We start from the raw sequence: 25,559 nt of genomic DNA on the forward strand, positions 1-25,559 counted from the left end.
ATCGCGATGGTTGTTGTCCCCCTTCAGGTAGCGCGGGATATGGCGTTTGGCAACAATGCCTCACCCCGCGGCATTCGCCGAAATCGAATGTGAGAGCGCGGAGACGGAGAGGTCCGATGAACAGACGCGAATTCACCAAGGCAATGCTGGCCTGCGGTGCAGCCATCCCGTTCGGCATCACGCGGGCGGCGGGCCAGACCCGCGGTGGGACGCTCAACACCATCATCCAGCCCGAGCCACCGGTCCTGGTGACCGCGCTGAACCAGCAGCAGCCGACCTTGACGCTCGGCGGCAAGATTTACGAAGGCCTGCTGAAATACGGCGCCGATCTCAAGCCGATGCCCGGCATGGCGCAGTCCTGGGAGATCTCGCCCGACGGCCTGACCTATACGTTCAAGCTGTTTCCCGGCATCACCTTCCACGACGGCAAGCCAATGACCTCGGAGGACGTGGTCTTCAGCTGCATGAAGCTGCTGGTGGAGACGCATCCGCGCGCACGGCAAAACTTCGCCCGCGTGGCGACGGCGGAGGCGCCCGATCCGCTCACCGTCGTGTTCAAATTGAAGCAGCCGTTCGCGCCCTTCATCGGCTGCTTCGATTGCACGTCCGCCCCGATCGTGCCCAAGCACATCTATGACGGCACCGACTACCGCAAGAACCCGGAGAACGACAAGGCGATCGGCACCGGCCCCTTCAAGCTGAAGGAGTGGGTGCGCGGCTCGCACGTTCATCTCGTCCGCCACGATGGCTACTATCAGAAGGACCAGCCCTATCTCGACGAGATCGTCTATCGCGTGATTCCGGATGCGGCCTCGCGCGCGCTGGCGCTCGAGAACGGCACGGTGCAGCTCGTGCAATGGTCCGACGTCGAATTCTATGACGTGCAGCGCTTCAAGGCGCAGAAGAACCTCGAATTCACCACCAAGGGCTACGAGTATTTCGCGCCCCATCAGTGGCTCGAGATGAACAACCGCATCGCGCCGATGAACGACAAGCGGTTCCGGCAGGCGGTGATGCACCTGATCGATCGCGAGGCGTTCAGCAAGCGGGTCTATTTCGGCAATGCCAAGGTGGCGACCGGGCCGATCTCGTCGAAGACGCGGTTCTATGATCCGAACGTCAAGCGCTACGAGTTTTCGGTCGACAAGGCCAAGGCCCTGCTCGACGACATGGGACTGAAGCCTGGCGCCAACGGCAAGCGCGCCGAGATCAAGTATATCGTGCCGCCCTATGGCGAGTCCTATCAGCGGGCCGGCGAATTCTTCCGCCAGAGTTTTGCGCGGGTCGGCATCGATCTCGTGCTTGTCGGCACCGACATGGCCGGGTGGGCCGAGAAGGTCGGCAACTGGGACTATGAGATGACCCAGAATCTGCTCTACCAGCTCGGCGATCCCGCGCTGGGCGTCGCCCGCACCTATATTTCGTCGAACATCAAGAAGGGCATCCTGTTCTCCAACACGCAAGGCTATTCGAATCCCGAAGTCGACAAACTGTTCGACGAGGCCGCGGTGACGCTCGATGAAGCCAAGCGCCAGGAGCTCTACAGCAAGGTGCAGCAGATCCTGGTCGAGGATGTGCCGGTGGCCTGGACGCTCGAGATCGAATATCCCATCATCTACGACAAGGCGTTCAAGAACATCGTGACGACGGGCATCGGCTCGCACGAAACCTTCGGGTCGGTCTACAAATCGTGACCCGGCTCGGCAGCGCCGCGACGATCGGACTTCAGGCGGTCAGCCGCATCGCCCAACTCGTCGCCGTGATCCTCGTCATCGCGACGTTCAATTTCGTGCTGGTGCGCGCCGCGCCCGGCGATCCGGCCCAGGTCATGGCCGGGCAATCCGGCGCGTCCGATCCAAAACTGCTCGACGACCTGCGCAAGGAGTATGGCCTCGACAAGCCGTATTTCGTGCAGCTCGTGAGCCACCTCGGCCGCGTCATCAGGCTCGACCTCGGCTATTCCTATCGCCAGCGTCGTCCGGTCGTTGATCTGATCCTCGAACGGCTGCCGGCGACGCTGCTGCTGACCGTCACGGCGTTTTGCCTCGCGCTCCTGATCGGCACCGCGCTCGGCGCGCTGGCCGGGCTCGCGGCCGGCAGCGTGCTCGACACGGTGTTCACTGTGCTCTCGCTCGTGCTCTACGCGACGCCGGTGTTCTGGCTCGGCCTGATGCTGGTGCTGGTGTTCTCGGTGACGCTCGGCTGGTTGCCGCCGTTCGGTTACGAGACCATCAACGTCCAGCTCTCGCCGGTCGAGCATGCGCTCGACATCATAAAACACATGATCATGCCGGTCACGTCGCTGGCGGCGATCTATCTGGCGATCTATGCGCGGCTGATGCGATCCTCGATCATCGAGGTCGCGCAGCAGGATTTCATCAAGACCGCGCGCGCCAAGGGCTTGTCCGGAACGCGCATCGTGGTCGGCCACATGCTGCGCAATGCGCTGGTGCCGGTCGTCACCGTCGCCGGCATGCAGGCCGGCGCGCTGGTCGGCGGCGCTGTGGTGATCGAGACGGTGTTTGCCTGGCCGGGCCTTGGCCGCTTGACCTTCGAGGCACTGTTGCAGCGCGACTATCCGGTCCTGCTCGGCATCTTCCTGATCCTCTCGATCGTCGTGATCGCGCTCAACCTGCTCACCGACCTGGTCTACCGGTTGATTGATCCCCGCATGACCACGGGAGCGGCGTGATGGACACGGTGCGCGCCTTCCTGCGTCATCCGAGCGGAATGATCGGCCTCGTCCTGCTGCTCGTCGTTGTTGTCGTCGCGATCGTTGCGCCGATCGCGTTTCCGGTCTCGCCCTGGGAGATGGTCGGCGCGCCGTTCACGCCGCCCGGCGAGGACGGATTATGGCTCGGCGGCGATACGCTCGGCCGCGACGTCGCCGCCGGCGTCGCCTATGGCGCACGCGTGTCGCTCCTGATCGGCATCGCCTCAGCGCTCGCGGCGATGGCGATCGGCGTCGTGATCGGCGCGATCTCAGGCTATTTCGGCGGCAAGGTCGATCTGGTGCTGATGCGGATGACGGAATTGTTCCAGACCATTCCAGCCTTCGTGCTGGCCATCCTGCTGGTCGCGACCTTCAATCCGTCGCTGCTCACGATCATCCTGACCATCGGCGCGGTGAGCTGGCCGCCGCTGGCGCGGCTCACGCGCGCCGAATTCCTCCGTCTGCGGCACCGCGAATTCGTCGAGGCCGCGCTGTGCCAGGGCGAACGCACCTGGCGCATCGTGCTCGGCCATATCCTGCCGAACGCGATCTCGCCGATCCTGGTGGTGACGTCGCTGACGGTTGCCACTGCGATCCTGCTGGAAAGCGCGCTGTCCTTCATGGGGCTCGGCGATCCCAATCTGATGTCGTGGGGCTTCATGATCGGCGCGGGCCGCACCGTGATCCGGAACGCGTGGTGGATGAGCGTGTTTCCCGGCCTCGCCATCCTCGTCACCGTGCTGGCGATCAACCTGTTCGGCGAGGGACTGTCTGATGTCCTCAACCCGCGCGTCTCGAGGCGCCGCTCATGAGCGAAGCCATGCAGTCCGGTGCGCCTGTTCTTGCCGTCGATGGTCTCTCGATCGCGCTCCCCAAGGGCGGTGATCGGCCCTTCGCGGTCGAGAACGTCTCCTTTGAGATCAAGCCAAACGAAGTGGTTTGCCTGGTCGGCGAGTCCGGCTCCGGCAAGTCGATGATCGCGCATGCGGTGCTGTCGCTGTTGCCGCGGGGCGTCGACATCGCGTCCGGCGCCGTGGCGGTCGCAGGGCAGGATCCGTCGAAGCTCGACGGCCGCGCTCTCCGCAAGCTGCGCGGCGGCAACGCCGCGATGATCTTTCAGGAGCCGTTGTCTTCGCTCAATCCGCTGAAGCGCGTCGGCAGGCAGATCGAGGAGATGATCCTGGCGCACCAGCGGCCTGCGCCCTCGGCGACCGAACTCCGCGAGCGGGTGCTGACGCTGCTGACCCAGGTCGGGCTGCCGAATCCGCAGCTGCTGGAAAAGAGCTACCCGTTTGAGCTTTCCGGTGGCCAGCGCCAGCGCGTGATGATCGCGATGGCGATGGCCAACCGCCCCGCGCTCCTGATCGCAGACGAGCCGACGACCGCGCTCGATGTCACGACCCAGCGCCAGATCCTGCGCCTGATTGACGATCTCCGGCGCGAGCGCGGCATGGGAGTGCTGCTGATCACCCATGATTTCGGCGTTGTCGCCGACGTTGCCGATCGCGTCGTGGTGCTGCGCCATGGCAAGGTGGTCGAGCAGGGCACGGCCAGCGAGGTGCTTCGCAATCCGCAGGCCGCCTACACGCGCGAACTGATCGACGCGGTTCCGAAGGCGCGCCTCGCCGACATCCACGAGGCCATCCTGCGTCCCGAGCCGCTGCTCGAGGTCATCGGCCTGCAAAAGACCTTTCGGGTCAAGCGCGGCTGGCTGCAGCCGCCACGCGAGGTGACCGCCGCTGATGGCATCTCACTGACGCTGCACGAGGGCGAGACGCTTGCGGTGGTCGGTGAATCCGGTTCCGGCAAGTCGACGCTCGGGCGCATGATCATGCGGCTCACCGAACCTGACGCCGGCGCCATCCGCTTTGGCGGCGCGGATCTCCGGCAGCTGCGCGGCGAGGCGTTGCGCCAGGCGCGGCGCCAGCTCCAGATCGTGTTCCAGGATCCGTTTGCCAGTCTCGATCCGCGCCAGAAGGTCGGCGATGCCATCGCGCGCGGACCGATGGCCTATGGGACGTCGCGGGCCGAGGCGATGGCCCAGGCGAACAAGCTCCTGGTGCGGGTCGGCCTGTCGGCGACCGCCGCCGATCGCTACCCGCACGAGTTCTCGGGCGGCCAGCGCCAGCGCATCTGCATCGCGCGGGCGCTGGCGCTGAAGCCGCGGGTTCTGATCGCCGATGAGGCGGTGTCGGCGCTGGACGTCTCGGTGCAGGCCCAGGTGCTGGCGCTGCTCGCCGAGCTGCGCCAGGAGATGCGGCTTGCGATGATCTTCATCACACACGATTTGCGGATCGCCGCCGAGATCGCCGACCGCGTCATCGTCCTGCAGAAGGGGCGTATCGTGGAAGAAGGCACCACCGCCGAAGTGTTCACCGCGCCGCGCCAGGCCTACACTCGCGATCTGCTCGACGCGATTCCCGGGCGCGATTTCTTCGACCAGCCGGGCTTTGCGGCCGCGGCCGATGCACGCCCCACAGCAAGGATCAATTCATGACCGACAGCCGTTCAGTTCCCCTTCCGGCCGGCGCGCGCGAGCGCATCGAGGCGGCTGTCGACGCCGCCTTCGAGCAGCAACTCGCGACCACGATCGCCTTCTCGTCGATTCCCAGCACGCGCGGCCAGGAAGGTCCGTGCCAGGACATGTTCGCGAAGCTGCTGCGCGAGCGCGGCTATGAGGTCGACGACTGGGTCATCAATCAGGACGAGCTGAAGACGCTACCCGGCTACGGGCCGGTCGAGACCGACTTCTCCCGCGCGCGGACCGTCGTCGGCACCTATCGGCCGGCGCGCGAGGAGGGACGTTCGCTGATCCTTCAGGGGCATTGCGACGTGGTACCGGTCGGGCCGCTCGACATGTGGGAGCGGCCGCCGTTCCAGCCGGTGGTCGAGGACGGCTGGCTCTATGGCCGCGGCACCGGCGACATGAAGTCGGGCACCATTGCTGCGCTCTACGCGCTCGATGCGGTGAAGGCCGCGGACTTTGCGCCGAAGGGCCGCATCCATCTGCAATCCGTGATCGAGGAGGAGAGCACCGGTCTCGGCGCGCTCTCGACGTTGCAGCGAGGTTACCGTGCCGATGCCTGCCTGCTGCCGGAGCCGACCGAGGAACGGCTGATGCGAGCCCAGGTCGGCGTGATCTGGTTTCGCCTGAAGGTTCGCGGAATCCCGGTCCATGTCGCGCGCGCCGGCACCGGCTCCAACGCTATCCGCGCCGCCTATCATCTGATCGGCCACCTCGACGCGCTCGAGGCGGAGTGGAACGAGCGTGCCAAGTCGCATCGCCATTTCGGCGCGGTGCATCACCCGCTCAACTTCAATCCCGGCATCATCAAGGGCGGCGATTGGGCCTCCAGCGTGCCGGCGTGGTGCGACGTCGATTGCCGGATCGGAATCCTGCCGGGATGGAAAATCGCCGACTGCCAGGCCGAGATCGTCGCGTGCGTGACCAAGGCTGCCAGGGCCCATCCGTTCCTCGCCAACAATCCGCCAGAGATCGTCTGGTCCGGCTTCCTGTCGCCGGGCTATGAAGCGACCGAGGTGCAGGAGAGCGAGGCGGTCCTCGGCTCGGTCTACGAGCATGTGTTCGGGCGCAAGCTGACGGATTTTCCCTCGACCGCGCTGACGGATGCGCGCTTCTATGGCCTGGATTATGGTGTTCCCGCATTCTGCTTCGGCGCCAGGATGGAGAACGCGCACGGCTTCAATGAACGGGTCCAGCTCGATTCGCTGAAGAAGGTGACCAAGGCCTACGCCCTCTTCGTCGCGAGCTGGTGCGGCATCGACGCGGTATAGAGCATGATCCGGAAAAGTGCGACGCGGTTTTCCCTCGCGACAAACGCGGAGCGTTTGCGCGGAGATCATGCTCAACGAATTGAGACAAACCAAACGGGAGGTTCGCTATGGGTGACCAGAGTGCGGGCGGCAAGCCGCCGGTCAAATCGCAGGAGGATCTTCGTGCGCATTTCGGGCAATTGAGCCCGCTCGCCGAGAAGAAGGTGCTCTACCATCTCGACAAGTTCTGCCGCGACTTCATCGCGCTGTCGCCGTTCCTCGTCATCGCCTCCAGCGACGGCAAAGGTCATGCCGACGCCAGCCCGCGCGGCGATGCGCCGGGCTTCGTCTCCGTGCTCGACGACAAGACGCTGCTGATCCCGGATCGGCGCGGCAACAACCGGGTCGATACGTTCGGCAATATCATCGCGTCACCCGGGATCGGGCTGATCTTCATGGTGCCCGGCATCAACGAGACGCTGCGCGTCAACGGGCGCGCCGAGATCTCGCAGGAGGTCGATCTGTTGACGCCGCTGACGGTGCAGAACGTCACGCCGATCATCGGGCTCAAGGTGCATGTCGACGAGACCTACTTCCACTGCGGCAAGGCGCTGATGCGCTCGAAGCTCTGGAATCCCGCCGCGCAGGTCGAGCGCCACAGCTTTCCGACGCTCGGCCGAATCATCGCCGAGCAGACCGCCGCGATCGAGGTCGAGGTCGCCGAGAAGGCGATGGAAGAGGCCTATCGGACGCGGCTGTATTAGAACTTGAGATCACCCGCATGCGCAGGCGATGACACCGCCTGGTGTAACGCCCTGAATCGATATCCTTCCTCACCGTCGTCCCTGCGGAAGCAGGGACCCATAACCACAGCTGCCAATTGTTGGGCGATGCTGGAACGACGAGTCGCTGCAACAAGGTCCGCCGCGGCGTAAGGGTCCCTGCTCCCGTGCGCAATTGCGCACCAGGCAGGGACGACGTGTTGGAGGAGTTGTAGACTCACACCATGATTTCGGAATAATGGAAAAATATCGCTGATTTGCCCGACGTGTCAAGTCGCCGTGTCGAATTCCGGCCGCCGTCGGCTCCTTTGCATGGGGTTGTTTTCGATATTTTGGAGTACGTCATCTCGTACGGGTCGCACCGCTGGCGAGGCGCGGCCTCAGCTCATTCCGCGGCGGGCGAGATCATGTTCGGCGGGCCGGGCGGGCGCTTGGTGTCGTCGGACTGGTGCTCGTTCGGGGTCAGCTCGTGGTCGGCATGCGAGACCACGAGCCGCTTGCCGAAGCGCCAGATCAGGCCGCCGATATCATCCATCACCATGAACATCGCCGGCACGAACACCAGCGACAGCGCGGTCGAGAAGATCAGGCCGCCGATCACTGCGAGCGCCATCGGCGAGCGGAATTCGCCGCCCGCGCCGAACGCAAGCGCTGACGGCATCATGCCGGCGGCCATCGCGATCGTGGTCATCACGATCGGGCGGGCGCGCTTCATGCCAGCGTCGATCATGGCTTCCTCGCGCGCCTTGCCGTCGCGGATCGCCTCCACCGCGAACTCCACCAGCATGATGGCGTTCTTGGTGACGATGCCCATCAGCATCAGGATGCCGATCCACACCGGCGTGGTGAGCTGCTTGCCGGTCAACAGCAGTGCGCCGATCGCGCCGCCGATCGAGAGCGGCAGCGAGAACAGGATGGTGATCGGCTGCAGGAAGGTGCCGAACAGCAGTACCAGCACGGCATAGACCATCATCAGGCCGGCGGTGATCGCGGTGGCGAAACCGTCGGACAGCTCGGCGAGGCTCTCGGCGTCGCCGGACGGGCTGACCCTCACGCCCTTCGGCAGGGTCTTCATGACCGGCAGGTCGTAGATCAGCTTGGTGGCGTCGCCGAGCGCGGCATTGCCGACAAGGTCGGCGGCGACGGTGGCCTGCCGCTCGCGGTCGTAGCGGTTGATGCTGGTCGGGCCCTGGTCGAGCTGGATGTCGGCGACGACGGAGAGCGGCACGCCGCCGCGCTCGCCGCGCTGGCCGAGCGGCACCCGCAACTGCTCCAGCATCTGCAGATCGCTGCGCGCATTGTCCTCGAGCTGGACGCGGATCGGCACCTGGCGGTCGCCGGCGTCGAACTTCGCCAGCGCCGGGCCGACGTCGCCGATGGTGGCGACGCGAATGGTCTGCGACAGGCTTTCGGTCGAGACGCCGAGCCGCGCCGCGAGCTCGGCGCGCGGACGGATGCGCAGCTCGGGCCGGTCGAGCGCGGTCTCCGAGATCACGTTGGCGATGATCGGAATCCGCTTCATCTGCGTCGCGAGTTCGCTGGCGACGTTGTTGACGATGTTGCTGTCGGTACCGGTGACGACCAGCGAAATCGCGCGCAGGCCGTTCTCGTCGAGGAACCAGAACCTGATGTCGGGAACGTTATCGAGCTCCTTGCCGATCGACAGTTCGAGCTCGCGCTGGGTGATCTTGCGGTCGGCCTTCGGCGTGTAGTTGATGATCAGCGCGGCGCGGCGGACCTCCTGCAGGCCCGGCGGCACCCGGCCGCCATCGACGAACACGCTCCGTACCTCAGGCCGCTTGCGTAGCCGCGCCACGATCTCCTCGGTGACCTTCTCGGTGTAGGCGAGCTGCGAGCCGGGCGGCAGCTCCATCGCGAGCAGCGAGCGTGCGGTGTCCTGCGCCGGCAGGAAGCCCTGCGGCAGCAGCGTGATGCTCCAGATCGACGCGGCGAAGATCGCAAAGCCGATCAGCACGGTGACGAAGTAATGCTTCACCGACCAGGTGACGAGGCTGTGATAGCCGCGCAGGATCGGGCCGGGCGGTGGATCGTCGTGGTCATGATGCTTGAGGAAATAGGCGGCCAGCATCGGCGTCACGAAGCGCGCGGCGAGCAGCGAGAAGAACACCTGCACTGACACGGTGATGCCGAACTGCTTGAAGAACTGCCCGGCAATGCCGGACATGAAGCTCGCCGGCGCGAAGATCGCGATGATCGTGAGCGAGATCGCGATCACCGCAAGGCCGATCTCGTCGGCGGCTTCCAGAGCGGCACGATAGGGCGTCTTGCCCATCCGCATGTGGCGGACGATGTTCTCGATCTCGACGATGGCATCGTCGACCAGAATGCCGGTCGAAAGCGTGATGGCGAGGAACGAAACGAGGTTGAGCGAGAAGCCGAGCAGGTCCATCGCCCAGAACGCCGGGAAGATCGACAGCGGCAGCGAGACCGCTGCGATAATCGTGGCGCGCATGTCGCGCAGGAACAGCAGCACGATGATGACGGCGAGGATCGCGCCCTCGAACAGGGTCGAGATCGCGGCCTCGTAATTGCCTTTGGTGAACTCGACCGAGGTGTCGATCAGCTTCAGGTCGACATCGGGATAGGCCACCTTCAGCGCGTCGATCCGCTTCTGCACCGCGGCCGCGACGACGACGTCGCTGGCGCCCTTGGAGCGCTTGATACCGAGCGCGACCACCGGCTCGCCGTTGAAGCGGGCGAAGGTGCGCCGGTCGGCGATGGTGTCGGTGACGGTGCCGAGATCGTCGAGCCGGATCTCGCCGCCGCCGAACAGCGGGATCATGGTGCCGGCGAGCTCGTTCAGCGTCTTGGCGCCGGCCAGCGTGCGGATCGCCTGGTCGTTCTTGCCGATCTCGGCGCGGCCGCCGGCGACGTCGACATTGGTGCCGCGCAGGATCTGGCTGACATTGACCGCGGTCAGTCCCACCGCCTGCAGCTTGTCGGGATCGAGCGAGACCAGGATCTCGCGCTCGACACCGCCGATGCGCTCGACCTGGGCGACGCCGCGCACGCCCTGCAGGGCGCGCTTGACCACGTCGTCGACGAAATAGGACAGCTGCTCCGGCGTCTTGCCGGGCGAGATCGCGGCATAGGTCACGATCGGCAGGCCGATCACGTCGACCCGCTGGATCAACGGCTCGGTGACATTCTGCGGCAGGTTGGCGCGCACGCGCGTCACCGCATCCTTGACGTCGTTGAGCGCGCGGTCGGTGTTGGTCTCCAGCGCGAATTGGATCGTGGTCACCGACAGGCCGTCGGTGATCGAGGAGGAGATGTGGCGCACGCCCTCGACGCCGGAGACGCCGTCCTCGATGGTCTTGGTGACCTGCGATTCAAGTTCCGACGGCGCGGCGCCGAATTGCGAGACCGCGACCGAGATCACCGGAATGTCGGCGCTCGGCAGCCGCGTCACCGCGAGCTTGGTGAAGGAGACCCAGCCCAGCACGAGCAGGATGATCGAGAAGACGATCGAGGGAAGCGGGTTCCGGATCGACCATGCCGAGATGTTCAAAGCCATTAGCGTGCCCGAATTACCGTGATCGCGTGCGATCGAGTTCGTCGGCGAACATGGTCTTGATCTGGTCGCCGTCATGCAGCGAGGTGCCAGCGTCGGCCACGACGATTTCGCCGACGTCGAGGCCTTCAAGGATTTCGGTCGAGGTGTCGGAGGTCAGCCCGACGCGCACCCTGCGGGTCTCGACGGTGTTGCCCTTCACGACCTGCAGGGTCAGGCGGTCGATCGCGGTACGCGGCACCGCGACGCCGCAGGAGCGCTTGGCGTCGATATTGGCACGCGCGAACATGCCGACCTTCAGCGTCGGATTGTTGTTGATGGTGATGCGGACATGCCCGAGCTGGGTGGTGCGGTCGATCTGCGGCGAGATCTGGCGGACCTTGCCGACCATGTCGGGCGCATCGTCGCGGCTGATCCGCACATTGGCGCCGGGATTGAGCTTCAGGAGCTGGAAGCCCGGCACCTCGGCGTCGAGCTCGATCTCGTTGTTGATCGAGATCTTGAACATCGGGGGCGCCTGCGGCGAGGCCGGCGCGCCGGGCGCGGTGCGCACTTCGGTGACGAGGCCGGCCGCCGGCGCCCGCAGCACAAGCGGCTTGGCATTGGCCTGTGCGGCCTGCTGCGGCGGCGGGGTCAGCCGCGCCAGTTCCTGGTTTTCGGTGACGGTGTCGCCTTCGCGGACCAGCACGTCGGTGACCTTGGAGCCATCCTGGTCGACATTCACCTGCGCCTCGCGGCGCGGCACGATGAAGCCGGTGACGCGGACCATGTCGGAGAAGCAGGCATTGGTCGACTTCGTCACCACGACCAGCGCCTGGCCCGGCGTCTCCTTCTCCTCCGGATGGGAGCGGTGCTCGAACGCGTAATAGGCGATCGCGAGGGCGAGGAAGAACACCGTGCCGAGCGCAGGCTTGAGGTATTGGGAAAAAATCATCGCCTGATCAATCCAGAGCTTGGCGCGTCATCGGTGTTGGTCGAAGTCTCATCATGCTCGCTATCGTATTGCCTGGGCATTCGGAAGGCCGGTGCCATTGTTCCGGATCATGCCCTGACGTCATGTGAGGCGGGTCACCTGTGGGCCGCGTTGGGGCTCGGCCCAACAGCATTGGCCCTAAAGCAAATGCGCCCCGCCGGGGTGCGGGACGCATTGTAGCCTCAAAAAGGGGCCACGCCACCGCCCATCACTTGGCGGCGGTGGCCTTGTTTTCCACGTTCACGACCTGCACGCGCCGGTTCACCTCCGCCATCGGATGGTTCGGGTCCTTCAGCTTGCTCTTGCCATAGCCGACGGTGACGAGATCGGTGCCGTTGATGCCGTATTTGTCGACGAGATAGCGCTTGATGGCGTCGGCGCGGCGCTCCGAAAGCCCCTGATTGTAGTCCTCGCCGCCGGCGGCGTCGGTGTGGCCGGCGACCACGAAGGTCGAGCCCTTCAGGTCCTGATTGGTCAACGCGCGGCCGAGCGCCTGCACCGACGGCAGCGACTTCGCGCTGATGTCGGCGGAGTTGTAGTCGAAGTTGATCTCGAGATCGATCTTCGGCTTGTCCTGGACGATGGTCGCGATTTCCTCGCGTTCCGCCGAGGACAGCGAGCGGGTGGCGCGGCCGCGGACGCTCTGCACGAATTTGGCCTGGTCGGCATTCAGCTCCGGCGAGGTGGTCTGCGGGCCGGCCGAAAGGCCGCGGGTCAGCGGCTTCTTGTCGGGCGTCAGCGCCTTGATGATCTGATCTTCGGTGACGTCGCCGGCATGGGCGACGGCCATGCCGAACGACAGCGCGGCGCCAACGGTCATGATTGAAACGATCGCGGCCTTTGCCGACGGCTTGAACATTTCGGTCCCTCTTGCGCAAGCTGGCGCGGTTCCAGGCAACTATTCAGATTGATCGCCGGCGTTGCTGCCCCGGCACGCACCCTCTGATTAGTCGCGCAATTCCGTCCGCGGTTCGAGCCGCGGGCAGGTCTTCGTCGGTCTGTCACTGCACGCCGTAGTCGGCGAATTCCTTGACGATGTTCGGGTCCATCGCCTTGGCGTTGGCGATGTCGAGATCGCCCTCCGCGACCGCGCCGTTGCGCTGCTTGGCGAGCCCGCGCCCGTACAGCGACGAGGTCAGACGCGGGTTGATCTTCAGCGCGGCGTCGAAATCGGCGATCGCGTTCTTGTTCTGCCCGCCCTTCAGGTTCATCAAGCCGCGGCTGTCGAGCGCATCGACGAAGTTCGGACGCAGCCGCAGCGCCTCGTTGCAGTCCTTCAGCGCTGCCTGCAGGTCGCCGATCACGGTGCGGACCCAGCAGCGGTTGTTGTAGGCCTCGACATCCTTCGGGTTCAGCCGCAGCGAATTGGTGAAGTCCTTCACCGCAAGGTCGTAGGCCCCCTTGCTGGCATAGACCTGGCCGCGGCGATACAGCGCCGCTGCGTCGTCGGGATTCTTGTCCAGCTTTTCGCTCAGGCTCTTGATCGTCGGATCATCGGCGAGCACGGGCGAATTGCTCGGCGCCGGCGTGGGCTGGATCACCACCGGCGGCGGAGCGGCGGGCGGCGGCAGGGCGATCTCGGGCGCCTTGGGCTGGGGTGGCGGTGCAGTCGGCGCTGCCGCAACCGGAGGCGTCGGCGGCGCCGGTGATGGTGTCGGCGCTGTTGCCGCAGGTGGCGTCGGGGTTGCCGCAGGCGGTGTCGGCGTTGCGGCGGGCGGAGCCGGCGGAGGCGCGACCGGCGGTGCCGTTGCCACCTCCGGTGACGGCGACGCGGCGGGTGCTGACGCGGCGTTCGACGGCCCGCCTGCGCCGGCCGGAATGAACGAGAAATCCTCGGCCAGTGACGACGAGATCCACGGCACCTGCTCCTGCCGCGAGGCGCGGGTGACGCCGACGCGGGTGCGGTTCAGCGTTTCCTCGGCCATCAGGTCGGGGGTGCGGATCTCCTTCAGGAGTTCCCGCACGAACAGGCTGTGGTCGCTGCCATTGTCGGAGACGACGGACGACAGAGCGGCCGAGTACATCACCAATGTGCCGTTGGGGGCGATCACCGGGGCGAGCCCTGCCGAAAAGCTGCGGAAGCGCCGCTCGAACGGGTTGCGCCGCGAGGCGTCGATCAAGGCGATCTTCACCCCGGCGCCACGGCTGTTGATTTCCCCGAGCACGGTCTCGAGGCTGAAGCCGTCGCGGCGCACGTCGGCCTCGGCCCAGATCTGCGCATCGATCGGGATCATGTAGCTTTGCCGGTTCGACTGGATGCCGTAACCGGAGAAAAAGATCAGGGCGACCGAGCCCGGCTTGATCTTGCCGTAGAGCCGGTCGAAGGCGCGGCGCATGCCGTCGCCGGTCAGGTTCTCCCCGACCTCGACGGTGAAGCCGTCGCGCTTGAGCTCGTCGGCGACGTCACGTGCGTCATTGACCGGCTCCTTTAGCGGTGCGTCGGCGTCGGGATATTTGGCATTGCCGATGACCAGCGCGAAACGGTCGCCGGCGGCAAAGGACAAAGTGGGCGCCGCGATTGAAAAAATCAGCGTGGCGAGCAAGGCAAGGCGGATTTTCATAATCGCAGCAAATCCAGATCGCGGCATTCCAGTGAAATGGCGCCGCTTCCAGCCTGCGCCTCGGGAACCTTACTCTAGCGAAAATCCATTATCAAACCACGGCCAAGCCCCCGTCAACGGCTTGCGGCAGCATCGTTTATCGCGGTGATACCAGCCAGACCGCAGTGCAGCAGCATGCGGTCATGGCGGCCATCGTCATCCGGCACGGTGCTGGTTCCTGCGGGCCGATAACGTGCCTGCACTCACGAAGGCTGTCGCCACCCTGTCATGCGCTCGTCGCACGCCGCACGGTTTGACCTTTGCGCGAGGCGATGGCTTTGTGTTCGGGACGGCAAGCCATTCAAAGACAAGCCGTTCAAACAGGCCTTGCAAACAAGAGCGAAACCGATGGGAAACGCCTACGAGATTTACGCCCTGCGCTATGCGACGATGTCGCCGCGCACGCCCCACCTCAACTTCCTGGTGCCCGATCCGCACGACACCACCGCGCAGGACCTGGATTATTTCGTCTGGCTGATCCGTGGCCATGGCCGCGACATCCTGGTCGACACCGGCTTCAACGCCGAGGAGGCCAAGGCGCGCGCCCGCAAGCTGACGCTCAACCCGGTCGACGCGCTGGCCGGCTTCGGCGTCAGTGCCGACAGCATCAAGGATGTCGTCGTCACTCACCTGCATTACGACCACGCCGGCAATCTGGATCGCTTCCCGAACGCCAAATTCCATCTGCAGGAACGCGAAATGAGCTACGCGACCGGCCGCTGCATGTGCAACGGCATGCTGCGCCATCCGTTCTCCATCGAGCACGTCACGCAGATGGTGCGCCACGTCTATGGCGAGCGCGTCACCTTCCACTCCGGCGACGGCGAGATCGCACCCGGCGTCACCGTGCATCGCGTCGGCGGCCATTCCGACGGCCTGCAGGTGGTACGCATCGAGACCGCGCGCGGCCCGGTCGTGCTGGCGTCGGATGCCGCGCATTATTATGCGAACCTGCACAAGCGCAGCCCGTTCCCGATCGTCTACAATGTCGGCGACATGGCGCAGGGCTGGGAAACCGTCGAGCGGCTCGCCGGTCATCCGGACCGCTTCATTCCCGGTCACGATCCGATCGTCAGCGAGATCTATCCGCGCGTCAGCGACAAGGTCGACGCGTTCGCGCTGCATCTGGCGCCGTCGCGATCGTTCGCGAAATAGCCTCGCCGGTTGGGCGAGGCACGTCTGCAGCACGTCAAGAAACGTCAAAAAGAAGCGATATGACTGACACCAAGACGACTGACACCAAGACTCTCGGGTTCATCGGCCTCGGCGTGATGGGTGAGCCGATTTGCCGCAACCTCGTCAAGAAGAGCGGCAAGCGCGTTGTCGTGTTCGACCTCTCGGCCGAACCGCTGCAGCGGTTGCGCGCCGACGGTGCCGAGGTTGCCGCGTCGGTCGCCGACGTCATCAAGCAGAGCGATGTGCTGTTCCTCTGCTTGCCGAGCGCCAGGCACGTGCGCGCGGTGTTCGAAGGCGACGGCATCTTGAAGAACACGAGAAGCGGCCAGATCGTGGTCGATCTCGGCACGTCTTCAGTCAGCCAGACCCGCGATTTCGCCGCGCAGTTGCAGGCCAAGGGCGCGGCGTGGGTCGACGCACCGATCGCGCGCACGCGGCAGGCGGCGCAGGACGGCACGCTCAGCGTGATGGTCGGCGCGGTGCCCGCGCTTTATGCCGCGATCGAGCCCTTGATCCGCTGCTTCGCCACCGATGTCACCAATTGCGGTGACGTCGGCGCCGGGCAGGTGACCAAGATCCTCAACAACATGGTGCTGTTCGAGACCGTGAACGCGCTGGCCGAGGCTGTCGCGGTGGCGAAGCATAACGGCGTCGATCCGAAGCTGCTGCTGGAAACCTTGTCGAAGGGCTCGGCCGACAGCTTTGCGCTGCGCAACCATGGCATGAAGGCGATCGTGCCCGGCGTGTTTCCCGAGCGCGCATTCTCGACCGAATATGCGCTGAAGGATCTGTCCTACGCGCTGGAGCTCGCCGCCGATGCCGGCATCAAGATCCGCGGTGCGGAGCTGATCGGCACGGTGCTGCAGGAAGCGATCGACAAAGGATCGAAGGACAATTATTTCCCTGTCATCGCGACACATATCGACAGGGCGTAACGGCACCGTCATTGCGAGGAGCGTAGCGACGAAGCAATCCATCGTCCCACATGCTGGGATGTATGGATTGCTTCGCTTCGCTCGCAATGACGATCGAGGGGGCCGCGCACAAAATTCCATCACCGTCACCCCCGCGCAAAGGCTTCGCCTTTGTCGCTGGAGGAGCGCGCTCTTGCGCGCGTCTCGAAGGGTCGACGGCCACCAGCCGGGCCGTGCATCCTTCGAGGCGCGCTGCGCGCTCCTCAGGATGACGGGTTGAGTGAGCCTAATACACGTCCTTGGCGTCGGCCTCTTCGCTGGTCTGCACCAGTTCGAGGCTGTTCTCGACCTTGCCGAGCAAGCGGCCGAGGTCGCGGCGTTCCTGTGCGGAGAGGCAGGACAAGATCTCCTGTTCCTTGCGCAGCAGGCGCGGGATCAGTTCCTCGTAGAGCGCCTGGCCCGTTTTGGTCAGTCGCAGGCGGAATTCGCGGCGGTCGTCGGCGTTCTCGACGCGCTCGACGATCTCGCGCTCCATCAGCGCCGACACCGCGCGGCTGATGGTGGATTTATGGGTGCGCGTGCAGTGCGCGATGTACTGCGCGCTGCAGGGATCGCTGCGGAAGCCGAGCGTTGCGAGCACGCGCCACTCCGGAATGTCGAGGCCGTAGCGCGCCTGATATTCGCTCGACAGCGCCGAGGACACCTCGGCCGCCAGCCGGTTCAGGCGGAACGGCATGAAATGGAAGAGATCGAGGCGCTTCTTGGTCGGCGCGATAGTGTCGCGCAGCTCCGCTTCCACGGCACTGCGCGGCCGGGCTGGAGGCTGGCTTGCAGAGGTCCGTGCCAAAAATCCCTCCAATTTGAGTTGACGGCAACCCCGACTGGGGGTTTAAGATAGTTGCAAGTGAGACTAATTTAGCAAGGTCGCGGCCGGCTCGCAAGGTCCCGGTCGCAAGCCGGTCACACAGAACCGCAGCCAGAGGCCGCGGCGCAAGGGAAACATCCAGGGTCACGCAATGGCACACGCCAACACGGCACAGGCCAAAACCCAGTTCGGCTATCGCCGTCACCCCGACCAGGAGCGCTCGGGTGCCAACGTCGCGGAGCATCCCGTCGTCGTGGTCGGCGCCGGGCCGGTGGGACTGTCGCTCGCGATCGATCTCGCGCAGCGCGGCCAGCGCGTGGTGCTGCTCGACGATGCCGACCGGATCGGCGAAGGCTCGCGCGCGATCTGCTTCTCGAAGCGCTCGCTTGAGTTCTGGGATCGCCTCGGGGTCGGCGACCGCATGGTCGAGAAAGGCGTGGTGTGGAGCGTAGGCAAGATCTTCCACGGCGCCTCGCAACTCTATCAGTTCAATCTGCTTCCCGAGGAGGGCCACAAGCGGCCCGCCTTCATCAATCTGCAGCAGTTCTACGCCGAGGCCTATCTGGTCGACCGGGTCGGGCAACTGCCTGAAATCGACCTGCGCTGGCGCAACAAGGTGATCGCGCTGGAGAGCCGCAACGATGGCGTTGCGCTGACCATCGCAACCCCTGACGGCTCCTACCAGGTGCACGCGACCTTCGTGGTCGCCTGCGATGGTGCTCGTTCCTCGCTGCGGCAGATGGTCGGCGCGGAGTTCGCGGGCCAGGTGTTCGAGGACCAGTTCCTGATCGCCGACGTCAAGATGACGGCGGCGTTCCCGACCGAGCGCTGGTTCTGGTTCGATCCGCCGTTCCATGCCGGACGCTCGGCGCTGCTGCACAAGCAGCCGGACGACATCTGGCGGATCGATCTGCAGCTCAACCCGGATGCCGATCCGGTGGCCGAGAAGCAGCCCGAGAATGTCCGGCCGCGGATCGAGCGCATGCTCGGCCATGACAAGTTCGAGTTCGAATGGATCTCGCTCTACAAGTTTCAGTGCCGCCGGATGGCCAAGTTCATCCACGGCCGGGTGATCTTTGCCGGGGATTCCGCCCACCAGGTCTCGCCGTTCGGCGCACGCGGCGCCAATTCCGGGCTTGAGGACGCCGAGAATCTGGCGTGGAAGCTCGACCGCGTGCTGCGCCGGCTGTCGCCGGAGGGCTTGCTGGAGAGCTACCACATCGAGCGCAGCGCGGCGGCGGACGAGAACATCCGCGAGTCCACCCGCTCGACTGACTTCATGGCGCCGGTGACGAAACAGGAAGCACGGCTGCGCCAGGCGGTGCTGTCGCTCGCCAAGGATACCGAGTTCGGCAAGCGCATGGTCAATGGCGGGCGGCTGTCGGTGCCGTCGGTCTACGATACGCCGCTGTCGAGCGGCGATCGCGACGATTGGCGCGGCGGTCCGCGGCCGGGCGCCTCGATGCTGGATGCGCCGGTGACGGAGCAGGGCGGGGGTTCCACCTACCTGACCGACGTTTTCATCAGGCAGGGAACGCGCTTCACGCTGCTGGAGTTTGGCAATGGCGCTGCGGTCGATGTCCCGGACGGCGTCGGCAGCATCCGGATCGGCGGCGAGGATGGGCTGGTCGACGCGCAGGGCCTTGCCGGCAAGCGCTACGATGCCGAGCCCGGCACCGCCTATCTGCTGCGGCCGGACGGCTATGTCGCGGCACGTTTCCGCAACGCGGCGCGGCCGGCACTTGATGCGGCGCTGGCACGCGCAGCCGGCCTGAACTGAGGAGCAGTCATGGCGCTGTCGACCAGTTCGAATTTCGCAAAGCCCGACGACGCCTTCCGCGCCATCGTCGAGGCCCATCGCGGCCTCACCGAGGCGCAGAGCGCCGATCTCGATGCTGCGCTGGTTCTGGTGCTCGCCAACCATATCGGCGATCTCGACGTGCTGCGCGAGGCGATCGCGCTGGCGAAGCGGCGGATGCTTGATGCAAGCCAGCAGCAACAGCAGCAACAACAATAGTTACGAGCTGAATCAGGATGGATCTTTATCAAGTCGCGCAGCAGCCTCCGCCTCACCTCGCCCCGCTTGCGGGGAGAGGTCGGAACGCATCGTCAGATGCGTTCCGGGTGAGGGGGAGCTTCCGCAGACACATCTGTCGCCGTGTATGCGGAGACAGCCCCTCACCCCAACCCTCTCCCCGTAAGAACGGGGAGAGGGGGCGAATGCTCTTGAACGGACAGGATTGAACTGATGGCCAAAGGTTTCGCATCGACCACGGATCTTTCGGAGAAGAAGGTCACCTTCTCCGAGATCGGCACCGACCTCTATGCCTTCACCGCCGAGGGCGATCCCAACACCGCCGTGATCGTCGGCGACGACGGCTGCCTGGTGTTCGACGCGCAGGCGACGCCGGCGATGGCCAACAAGGTGATCGAGCGGGTCAAGACCGTCACCGACAAGCCGATCAAATATGTCGTGCTGTCGCACTATCATGCGGTGCGTGTGCTCGGTGCCTCCGCCTATCACGCGCAAGGCATCGTCGCCTCGCAGGAAACCTATCGCCTGATCGAGGAGCGCGGCCAGCAGGATTGGGATTCCGAATATGGCCGCTTCCCGCGGCTGTTCCAGGATGCCGCGAGCATCCCCGGCCTGACTTGGCCGACGCTGACCTTTGAAGGCGAGATGTCGATCTATCTCGGCAAGCGCGAGGTGCGGCTGATGCAGCTCGGCGCCGGCCATACCTCGGGCGACATCGTCGCCTGGGTGCCGGATGCCGAGGTGATGTTCTCCGGCGATCTGATTGAATATCACTCGGCCTGCTATTGCGGCGATGCGCATTTGCGCGAATGGCCGACGACCCTGAACGAGATCCGCGCCTTCAATCCGAAGGCGATCGCGCCGGGCCGCGGCGACGCGCTGAAGGGGCTTGCCACCGGGCGCGATGCGATCGCGATGACGCGCGATTTCGTCACCACGCTCTACGGCGCCGCCGAATCCTCCGTCGCCAAGGGCCGCAGCCTGAAGGAATCGATGGCGGCGACGCGCGAGGTGATGGATCCGAAGTTCTCGAAGTTTGCGATCTACGAGCACTGCCTGCCGTTCAACGTTTCGCGCGCCTATGACGAGGCGTCGGGGATCGACGATCCCGTGATCTGGACCGACAAGCGCGACCAGGAAATGTGGGCCGCCCTGCAAGGAGGATAGCGATGAACATCAATACCTCGCCTGATCAGATCGTGCGCAGCTCAGGGCAGGTCACCCCGGGCTACATGTCCGGCTTCGGCAACAGTTTTGAGACCGAGGCCTTGCCCGGCGCGCTGCCGATGGGGCGCAATTCGCCGCAGCGCTGCGCCTACGGGCTCTATGCCGAGCAATTGTCCGGCTCGCCGTTCACGGCGCCGCGCGGCACCAATGAGCGCTCCTGGCTCTATCGCATCCGCCCGTCGGTGCGGCACTCCGGCCGCTTCGCCAAGGCAGATAGCGGGCTGTGGCGCACCGCGCCGTGCCACGAATACGACATGCCGATCGCACAGCTGCGCTGGGACCCCGCGCCGATCCCGAAGGAGGACATGACCTTCCTGCAGGGCGTGCAGACCATGACCACGGCGGGTGATGCCAACACCCAGGCCGGCATGGCGGCACACATCTACCTCATCACCAAATCGATGGTCGATCAGCATTTCTACAATGCCGATGGCGAGATGATGTTCGTGCTGCAGCAGGGCAATCTGCGTTTCGTCACCGAGTTCGGCCGGATCGACGCCGAGCCGGGCGAGATCGTGGTGATCCCGCGCGGCGTCAAGTTCCGCGTCGAAATTCCCGGCGGCCCGGCGCGCGGCTATCTCTGCGAGAATTACGGCGGCGCGTTCACGCTGCCGGAGCGTGGCCCGATCGGCGCCAATTGCCTCGCCAATTCACGCGACTTCCTGACGCCGGTCGCGAGCTACGAGGACAAGGACACGCCGACCGAGCTCTACGTGAAATGGGGCGGCTCGCTGTTCAAGACCACGCTGCCGCATTCGCCGATCGACGTGGTCGCCTGGCACGGCAATTACGCGCCCTACAAATACGATCTGCGTACCTTCTCGCCGGTCGGCGCGATCGCCTTCGATCATCCCGATCCCTCGATCTTCACGGTGCTGACCTCGCCGTCGGAGACCGCGGGCACCGCGAATATCGACTTCGTGATCTTCCCGGAGCGCTGGATGGTGGCCGACAACACCTTCCGCCCGCCGTGGTACCACATGAACATCATGTCGGAGTTCATGGGCCTGATCTACGGCGTCTACGACGCCAAGCCGCAGGGTTTTGTGCCCGGCGGCATCAGCCTGCACAATTGCATGCTGCCGCACGGCCCCGACCGCGAAGCCTTCGAGCACGCCAGCAACAGCGAGCTGAAGCCGGTGAAGCTGACCGGCACGATGGCCTTCATGTTCGAGACCCGCTTCCCGCAGCGCGTGACCGAACATGCGGCGAAATCGTCGACGCTGCAGGACGATTACTCGGATTGCTGGAAGGGCTTGGAGAAGAAGTTCGACCCGAACAAGCCGTGAATTTGTGTCCCTCGTCATCGCCGGGCTTGACCCGGCGATCCATCGCGCTTTCCGAAGATGGATGCCCGGGTCAAGCCCGGGCATGACAGCTTTCTGAGCATGACGACTTTCTGATTGGAGGAATCAGTGCCCCATCCCAACGACCCAACGCTCCGCTCCTTCATCGACGTCGCACCGACCTCCGACTTCCCGATCCAGAACCTGCCTTACGGCGTGTTCTCGTCGAAGGATGGCCTTGCGCCGCGCGTTGGCGTTGCGATCGGCGATTATGTGCTCGACCTCTGGGAGCTCGAGCAGGACTCGCGGCTCGATGTCGGGCCGCTCGGCGTGTTCTCGCAGCCGTCGCTCAACGCCTTCATGGCGCTCGGGCCGAAAGTGTGGTCGGCGACGCGGGCGCGGATCAGCGAGCTGCTCCGCTCGGATCATCCGGAGCTGCGCGACAACAGGGAATTGCGGGCGCGGGCGCTGGTGCCGATGGCCGACGTCAGGCTGCACATGCCGTTTGCGGTCTCGGGCTACACCGATTTCTATTCGTCGAAGGAGCACGCCACCAATGTCGGCGTCATGTTCCGCGGCAAGGACAATGCGCTGCAGCCGAACTGGCTGCATATGCCGATCGGCTACAACGGCCGCGCCTCGACGGTGGTCGTGTCGGGCAGCAAAGTGCGCCGCCCCCGCGGCCAGCTGAAGCCGCCGACCGCTGAGGTGCCGAGCTTCGGCGCCTGCAAGCGGCTCGACTTCGAGCTCGAGATGGGCGTGGTCGTCGGCCAGGCCTCGCCGATGGGCGAGATGCTGACGGAGAAGCAGGCCGAGGAGATGATCTTCGGCTTCGTCATCCTCAACGACTGGAGCGCGCGCGACATCCAGCAGTGGGAGTATGTGCCGCTCGGCCCGTTCCAGGCCAAGGCGTTCGCGACCTCGATCAGCCCGTGGGTGGTGACGCGCGAGGCGCTCGAGCCGTTCCGCATGCAGGGCCCGGCGCAGCAGCCGGAGCCGCTGGCGTACCTCAAGCAGACCCAGCCGAACAATTACGACATGCAGCTCGACGTCGCGCTGCGCGCTGGTGCAATGAACGAGGCGAAGACAATCTGCAGCACCAACTTCAAATACATGTACTGGTCGTCGGTGCAGCAGCTCGTGCACCATGCCTCGAGCGGCTGCGCGATGAATGTCGGCGATCTCCTCGGCAGCGGCACGATCTCCGGCCCCGAAAAGCACCAGCGCGGCAGTCTCCTGGAAATCAGCTGGAACGGCACCGAGCCGGTCGAACTTGCCAGCGGCGTGACGCGGTCGTTCCTGGAGGACGGCGATTCGCTGGTCATGCGCGGTTGGTGCCAGGGCGACGGCTATCGCGTCGGCTTCGGCGAGGTCGAAGGCACGATCATCGCGGCGGAGTAGCTCGCGCTGTCATTCTGGGGCGATGCGTAGCCATCGAGCCCGGAATCTCGAGATTCCGGGTATGGTCCTTCGGACCATCCCGGAATGACGGGTTGGCCAGCTACCGTTCCTCGGGCCTGACATCCCTCAAGCGCGCCGTATTCGCCGCGACGTCCTCGAGGCTGTACTTCAAATGCACCCGCTTGTCCGACGGCGGCTGGTTGACCGTGCAGACACCCGGCCGCCACGGCTTGGCCGGGCGGATCGGCCGCGGCGCAAAACCGCCGCCGCAGTTCGGGCAGACATTGCCGAGCCTGGTCTCGGCGCAATCCGCACAGAACGTGCATTCATAGGAGCAGATCCGCGCGTCGATGGCGCTGGGTGGCAGGTCCTTGTCGCAATATTCGCAGTTCGGTCGCAGCTGCAGCGCCATGGTTCGTCTCTCTTGCCGTTGTCGGAATGATCGCAAGCCAAGCCGCAAAAGCGAATGGCGGATTTCCCTCGATTCGAGCCATCACGCCTGTAGCGACTTCAGCGGCAGCCTGATGCTCTCCTTTAGCCGGTCGAGCACGATCGAGGAGCGCACATGGGCCACGCTCTGGTGCGGCATCAGCACGTTGTTGACGATGTCGGACAGGCTCTTGAGGTCGCGCAGCATCACCTTGAGCACGTAGTCGGCATCCCCGGTCAGCGCATAGGCCTCCTGGATATCATCGACCCGGTTGACCAGTTCGCGAAACCGCTTGGCGTTGTCGGGCGAGTGGGTCGCAAGCGTGATGTGGATGAAGGCGATCAGACCGAAGCCCAGCGCCTCGCCGGCGAGGTCGGCGTGGTAGCCGGCGATGACCTTCTCCTCCTCCAGCCGCATCCGCCGCCGCGAACATTGCGATGCCGACAGCCCGACGAGGTCGGCCAGCTGCTGGTTGGTCAGCCGGCCGTCGTCCTGCAGGGCGGCGAGCATTTTCAGGTCGAAGGCGTCCACTTCAGGCATGCGTCAAATATCCATTTCGTGCACGGATCGTGCGCAAGGCTAGCAAAATGGGACCTATTTTGCACGCACGTTGTGCAGAAAATGACGGAAACTGATCTCCAGACAAATCAGGGAGTTGCCGCCATGGGTCCGTTTCCGCACGATGCGCCGCCGGCCGAAATCAGCACTGAGAACCCGATGGGCACCGACGGCTTCGAGTTCGTCGAATATGCCCATCCGAATCCGGCGGAGCTGCACGCCCTGTTCAAGCTGATGGGTTTCGTCGCGGTCGCCCGCCACCGGACCAAGCAGATCACGGTCTATCGCCAGGGCGACATCAACTATCTCGTCAATGAGGAGCCGGGCAGCCACGGCTTCAACTTCGTCGCCGCGCACGGTCCCTGCGCGCCGTCGATGGCATTCCGCGTCGTCGATGCCAAGCATGCCTATGAACGCGCGATCGCGCTCGGCGCGGAGCCGGCGGATGTCTCGCCTGCAGCGAAGACGCTCGATGTGCCCGCGATCAAGGGCATCGGCGGCAGCCTGCTTTATTTCGTCGACCGCTACGGCGCCAAGGGTTCGGCCTATGATGCCGAGTTCGAGTGGCTCGGCGCGGCCAACCCGCGCCCCGCAGGCTCGGGCCTGTATTACGTCGATCACCTCACCCATAACGTCCATCGCGGCCGGATGGATGTCTGGACCGGCTTCTATGCAAAACTGTTCAACTTCCGTCAGATCCGTTTCTTCGACATCGAGGGCCGCGCATCCGGCCTGTTCTCCCGTGCGCTGACCAGTCCGGACGGCAAGATCCGGATTCCGATCAATGAGGACGCCGGCGATTCCGGTCAGATCGAGGAATATCTCAACGTCTACCGCGGCGAGGGCATCCAGCACATCGCCTGCGGCGCGCGCGACATCCACGCGACGGTCGAGAGGTTGCGCGCCGACGGCCTGCCGTTCATGCCGTCGCCGCCCGACACCTATTTCGAGCGGATCGACGCCCGGCTGCCCAAGCATGGCGAGGACGTCGCGCGGCTCAGGACCAACGGCATCCTGATCGACGGCGAGGGCGTGGTCGACGGTGGCCAGACCAAGGTGCTGCTGCAGATCTTCTCGGCCAACGCGATCGGGCCGATCTTCTTCGAGTTCATCCAGCGCAAGGGCGACGACGGCTTCGGCGAAGGCAACTTCAAGGCGCTGTTCGAATCGATCGAGGAAGACCAGATCCGCCGCGGCGTGCTGAAGGTCGATCACGCGGCGTAGGCCTTGGAGGGGAGCGCGTTCGCTCACAACTCTCAGTCGTCGTCCCGGCGAAGGCCGGGACCCATA

At 65.0% G+C, this 25,559-nt stretch carries 21 protein-coding genes; 14 read left to right on the forward strand and 7 right to left on the reverse strand.

Annotated features, from left to right (window positions below):
- Positions 1-116 precede the first annotated feature (116 nt).
- From ACVW1B_RS36910 to ACVW1B_RS36935, 6 genes are all read left to right on the forward strand, one after another.
- Positions 117-1,694, forward strand: a complete 1,578-nt coding sequence (locus ACVW1B_RS36910) for an ABC transporter substrate-binding protein (protein WP_253605338.1) — start codon at positions 117-119, stop codon at positions 1,692-1,694.
- Entirely contained in the window at positions 1,691-2,692 is a 1,002-nt protein-coding gene (locus ACVW1B_RS36915) for an ABC transporter permease (protein ID WP_456822827.1), read from the forward strand. The genes ACVW1B_RS36910 and ACVW1B_RS36915 overlap by 4 nt, the downstream gene beginning before the upstream one ends.
- Entirely contained in the window at positions 2,692-3,525 is an 834-nt protein-coding gene (locus ACVW1B_RS36920) for an ABC transporter permease (protein WP_057021099.1), read from the forward strand. The genes ACVW1B_RS36915 and ACVW1B_RS36920 overlap by 1 nt, the downstream gene beginning before the upstream one ends.
- Positions 3,522-5,210, forward strand: a complete 1,689-nt coding sequence (locus ACVW1B_RS36925) for a dipeptide ABC transporter ATP-binding protein (protein WP_253605335.1) — start codon at positions 3,522-3,524, stop codon at positions 5,208-5,210. Before ACVW1B_RS36920 ends, ACVW1B_RS36925 begins: the two co-directional genes overlap by 4 nt.
- On the forward strand, positions 5,207-6,508 hold the full coding sequence (locus ACVW1B_RS36930) for an ArgE/DapE family deacylase (protein ID WP_253605333.1): 1,302 nt from the start codon (positions 5,207-5,209) through the stop codon (positions 6,506-6,508). The genes ACVW1B_RS36925 and ACVW1B_RS36930 overlap by 4 nt, the downstream gene beginning before the upstream one ends.
- Before the next feature lie 107 nt (positions 6,509-6,615).
- A complete protein-coding gene (locus ACVW1B_RS36935; RefSeq protein ID WP_253605331.1) occupies positions 6,616-7,251 on the forward strand; it encodes a pyridoxamine 5'-phosphate oxidase family protein in 636 nt (211 codons plus the stop codon).
- Between the two features lie 403 nt (positions 7,252-7,654).
- Here ACVW1B_RS36935 and ACVW1B_RS36940 read toward each other — a convergent pair whose 3' ends face one another.
- From ACVW1B_RS36940 to ACVW1B_RS36955, 4 genes are all read right to left on the reverse strand, one after another.
- Positions 7,655-10,807, reverse strand: a complete 3,153-nt coding sequence (locus tag ACVW1B_RS36940) for an efflux RND transporter permease subunit (protein WP_253588560.1) — start codon at positions 10,805-10,807, stop codon at positions 7,655-7,657.
- A 13-nt stretch (positions 10,808-10,820) separates the two neighbouring features.
- Entirely contained in the window at positions 10,821-11,738 is a 918-nt protein-coding gene (locus ACVW1B_RS36945; RefSeq protein WP_456822828.1) for an efflux RND transporter periplasmic adaptor subunit, read from the reverse strand.
- 247 nt (positions 11,739-11,985) lie between these two features.
- Positions 11,986-12,636: an OmpA family protein gene (locus ACVW1B_RS36950; protein ID WP_253605330.1), complete on the reverse strand. Its 651-nt coding sequence runs from the start codon at positions 12,634-12,636 to the stop codon at positions 11,986-11,988.
- 142 nt (positions 12,637-12,778) lie between these two features.
- On the reverse strand, positions 12,779-14,338 hold the full coding sequence (locus ACVW1B_RS36955; RefSeq protein WP_253605328.1) for a caspase family protein: 1,560 nt from the start codon (positions 14,336-14,338) through the stop codon (positions 12,779-12,781).
- Positions 14,339-14,725: 387 nt separating this feature from the next.
- Here ACVW1B_RS36955 and ACVW1B_RS36960 point away from each other — a divergent pair, with 387 nt between their 5' ends.
- Together ACVW1B_RS36960 and ACVW1B_RS36965 are read left to right on the forward strand one after the other, a co-directional pair.
- Complete coding sequence (locus tag ACVW1B_RS36960) at positions 14,726-15,532, forward strand: N-acyl homoserine lactonase family protein (protein WP_253605326.1); 807 nt, start codon at positions 14,726-14,728, stop codon at positions 15,530-15,532.
- Positions 15,529-16,488, forward strand: coding sequence for an NAD(P)-dependent oxidoreductase (locus ACVW1B_RS36965; RefSeq protein ID WP_309145204.1), 960 nt, complete (start codon positions 15,529-15,531; stop codon positions 16,486-16,488). Before ACVW1B_RS36960 ends, ACVW1B_RS36965 begins: the two co-directional genes overlap by 4 nt.
- A 265-nt stretch (positions 16,489-16,753) precedes the next feature.
- Here ACVW1B_RS36965 and ACVW1B_RS36970 read toward each other — a convergent pair whose 3' ends face one another.
- Positions 16,754-17,314, reverse strand: a complete 561-nt coding sequence (locus tag ACVW1B_RS36970; protein ID WP_375167041.1) for a MarR family winged helix-turn-helix transcriptional regulator — start codon at positions 17,312-17,314, stop codon at positions 16,754-16,756.
- Between the two features lie 169 nt (positions 17,315-17,483).
- On the opposite strand from ACVW1B_RS36970, the gene ACVW1B_RS36975 reads away from it, so the two are divergent.
- From ACVW1B_RS36975 to fahA, 5 genes are all read left to right on the forward strand, one after another.
- A complete protein-coding gene (locus ACVW1B_RS36975) occupies positions 17,484-19,112 on the forward strand; it encodes an FAD-dependent oxidoreductase (RefSeq protein ID WP_253605324.1) in 1,629 nt (542 codons plus the stop codon).
- A 9-nt stretch (positions 19,113-19,121) separates the two neighbouring features.
- On the forward strand, positions 19,122-19,349 hold the full coding sequence (locus tag ACVW1B_RS36980; RefSeq protein ID WP_050401747.1) for a DUF2783 domain-containing protein: 228 nt from the start codon (positions 19,122-19,124) through the stop codon (positions 19,347-19,349).
- A 231-nt stretch (positions 19,350-19,580) separates the two neighbouring features.
- Entirely contained in the window at positions 19,581-20,534 is a 954-nt protein-coding gene (locus ACVW1B_RS36985; RefSeq protein WP_057021112.1) for an MBL fold metallo-hydrolase, read from the forward strand.
- 2 nt (positions 20,535-20,536) lie between these two features.
- A complete protein-coding gene (hmgA, locus tag ACVW1B_RS36990) occupies positions 20,537-21,883 on the forward strand; it encodes a homogentisate 1,2-dioxygenase (protein ID WP_057021113.1) in 1,347 nt (448 codons plus the stop codon).
- Between the two features lie 126 nt (positions 21,884-22,009).
- Positions 22,010-23,281: a fumarylacetoacetase gene (gene fahA, locus ACVW1B_RS36995; protein ID WP_253605321.1), complete on the forward strand. Its 1,272-nt coding sequence runs from the start codon at positions 22,010-22,012 to the stop codon at positions 23,279-23,281.
- Positions 23,282-23,381: 100 nt separating this feature from the next.
- Here the strand turns inward: fahA and ACVW1B_RS37000 are convergent, their stop codons facing one another.
- Together ACVW1B_RS37000 and ACVW1B_RS37005 are read right to left on the reverse strand one after the other, a co-directional pair.
- On the reverse strand, positions 23,382-23,693 hold the full coding sequence (locus ACVW1B_RS37000; RefSeq protein ID WP_253605318.1) for a DUF1272 domain-containing protein: 312 nt from the start codon (positions 23,691-23,693) through the stop codon (positions 23,382-23,384).
- 81 nt (positions 23,694-23,774) lie between these two features.
- Positions 23,775-24,251: an Lrp/AsnC family transcriptional regulator gene (locus ACVW1B_RS37005; protein WP_253605317.1), complete on the reverse strand. Its 477-nt coding sequence runs from the start codon at positions 24,249-24,251 to the stop codon at positions 23,775-23,777.
- 123 nt (positions 24,252-24,374) lie between these two features.
- Here ACVW1B_RS37005 and hppD point away from each other — a divergent pair, with 123 nt between their 5' ends.
- The gene (gene hppD / locus ACVW1B_RS37010; protein ID WP_253605315.1) at positions 24,375-25,493 is read left to right on the forward strand and encodes a 4-hydroxyphenylpyruvate dioxygenase; all 1,119 of its coding nucleotides are present in this window, start codon (positions 24,375-24,377) and stop codon (positions 25,491-25,493) included.
- Positions 25,494-25,559 lie beyond the last annotated feature (66 nt).

This window comes from Bradyrhizobium sp. USDA 4502, assembly GCF_054063355.1.

Excerpts from the sequence above, each read along its gene's own strand:
- ACVW1B_RS37000 (WP_253605318.1), bottom strand. The coding sequence starts at position 23,693 with ATGGCGCTGCAGCTGCGACCGAACTGCGAATATTGCGACAAGGACCTG.
- ACVW1B_RS36925 (WP_253605335.1), top strand. The coding sequence starts at position 3,522 with ATGAGCGAAGCCATGCAGTCCGGTGCGCCTGTTCTTGCCGTCGATGGT.
- ACVW1B_RS36980 (WP_050401747.1), top strand. The coding sequence starts at position 19,122 with ATGGCGCTGTCGACCAGTTCGAATTTCGCAAAGCCCGACGACGCCTTC.
- ACVW1B_RS36960 (WP_253605326.1), top strand. The coding sequence starts at position 14,726 with ATGGGAAACGCCTACGAGATTTACGCCCTGCGCTATGCGACGATGTCG.
- ACVW1B_RS36975 (WP_253605324.1), top strand. The coding sequence starts at position 17,484 with ATGGCACACGCCAACACGGCACAGGCCAAAACCCAGTTCGGCTATCGC.
- hppD (WP_253605315.1), top strand. The coding sequence starts at position 24,375 with ATGGGTCCGTTTCCGCACGATGCGCCGCCGGCCGAAATCAGCACTGAG.
- ACVW1B_RS36940 (WP_253588560.1), bottom strand. The coding sequence starts at position 10,807 with ATGGCTTTGAACATCTCGGCATGGTCGATCCGGAACCCGCTTCCCTCG.
- ACVW1B_RS36950 (WP_253605330.1), bottom strand. The coding sequence starts at position 12,636 with ATGTTCAAGCCGTCGGCAAAGGCCGCGATCGTTTCAATCATGACCGTT.
- ACVW1B_RS36930 (WP_253605333.1), top strand. The coding sequence starts at position 5,207 with ATGACCGACAGCCGTTCAGTTCCCCTTCCGGCCGGCGCGCGCGAGCGC.
- ACVW1B_RS36910 (WP_253605338.1), top strand. The coding sequence starts at position 117 with ATGAACAGACGCGAATTCACCAAGGCAATGCTGGCCTGCGGTGCAGCC.
- ACVW1B_RS36985 (WP_057021112.1), top strand. The coding sequence starts at position 19,581 with ATGGCCAAAGGTTTCGCATCGACCACGGATCTTTCGGAGAAGAAGGTC.
- hmgA (WP_057021113.1), top strand. The coding sequence starts at position 20,537 with ATGAACATCAATACCTCGCCTGATCAGATCGTGCGCAGCTCAGGGCAG.
- ACVW1B_RS36935 (WP_253605331.1), top strand. The coding sequence starts at position 6,616 with ATGGGTGACCAGAGTGCGGGCGGCAAGCCGCCGGTCAAATCGCAGGAG.
- ACVW1B_RS36955 (WP_253605328.1), bottom strand. The coding sequence starts at position 14,338 with ATGAAAATCCGCCTTGCCTTGCTCGCCACGCTGATTTTTTCAATCGCG.
- ACVW1B_RS36920 (WP_057021099.1), top strand. The coding sequence starts at position 2,692 with ATGGACACGGTGCGCGCCTTCCTGCGTCATCCGAGCGGAATGATCGGC.
- ACVW1B_RS36945 (WP_456822828.1), bottom strand. The coding sequence starts at position 11,738 with ATGATTTTTTCCCAATACCTCAAGCCTGCGCTCGGCACGGTGTTCTTC.
- ACVW1B_RS37005 (WP_253605317.1), bottom strand. The coding sequence starts at position 24,251 with ATGCCTGAAGTGGACGCCTTCGACCTGAAAATGCTCGCCGCCCTGCAG.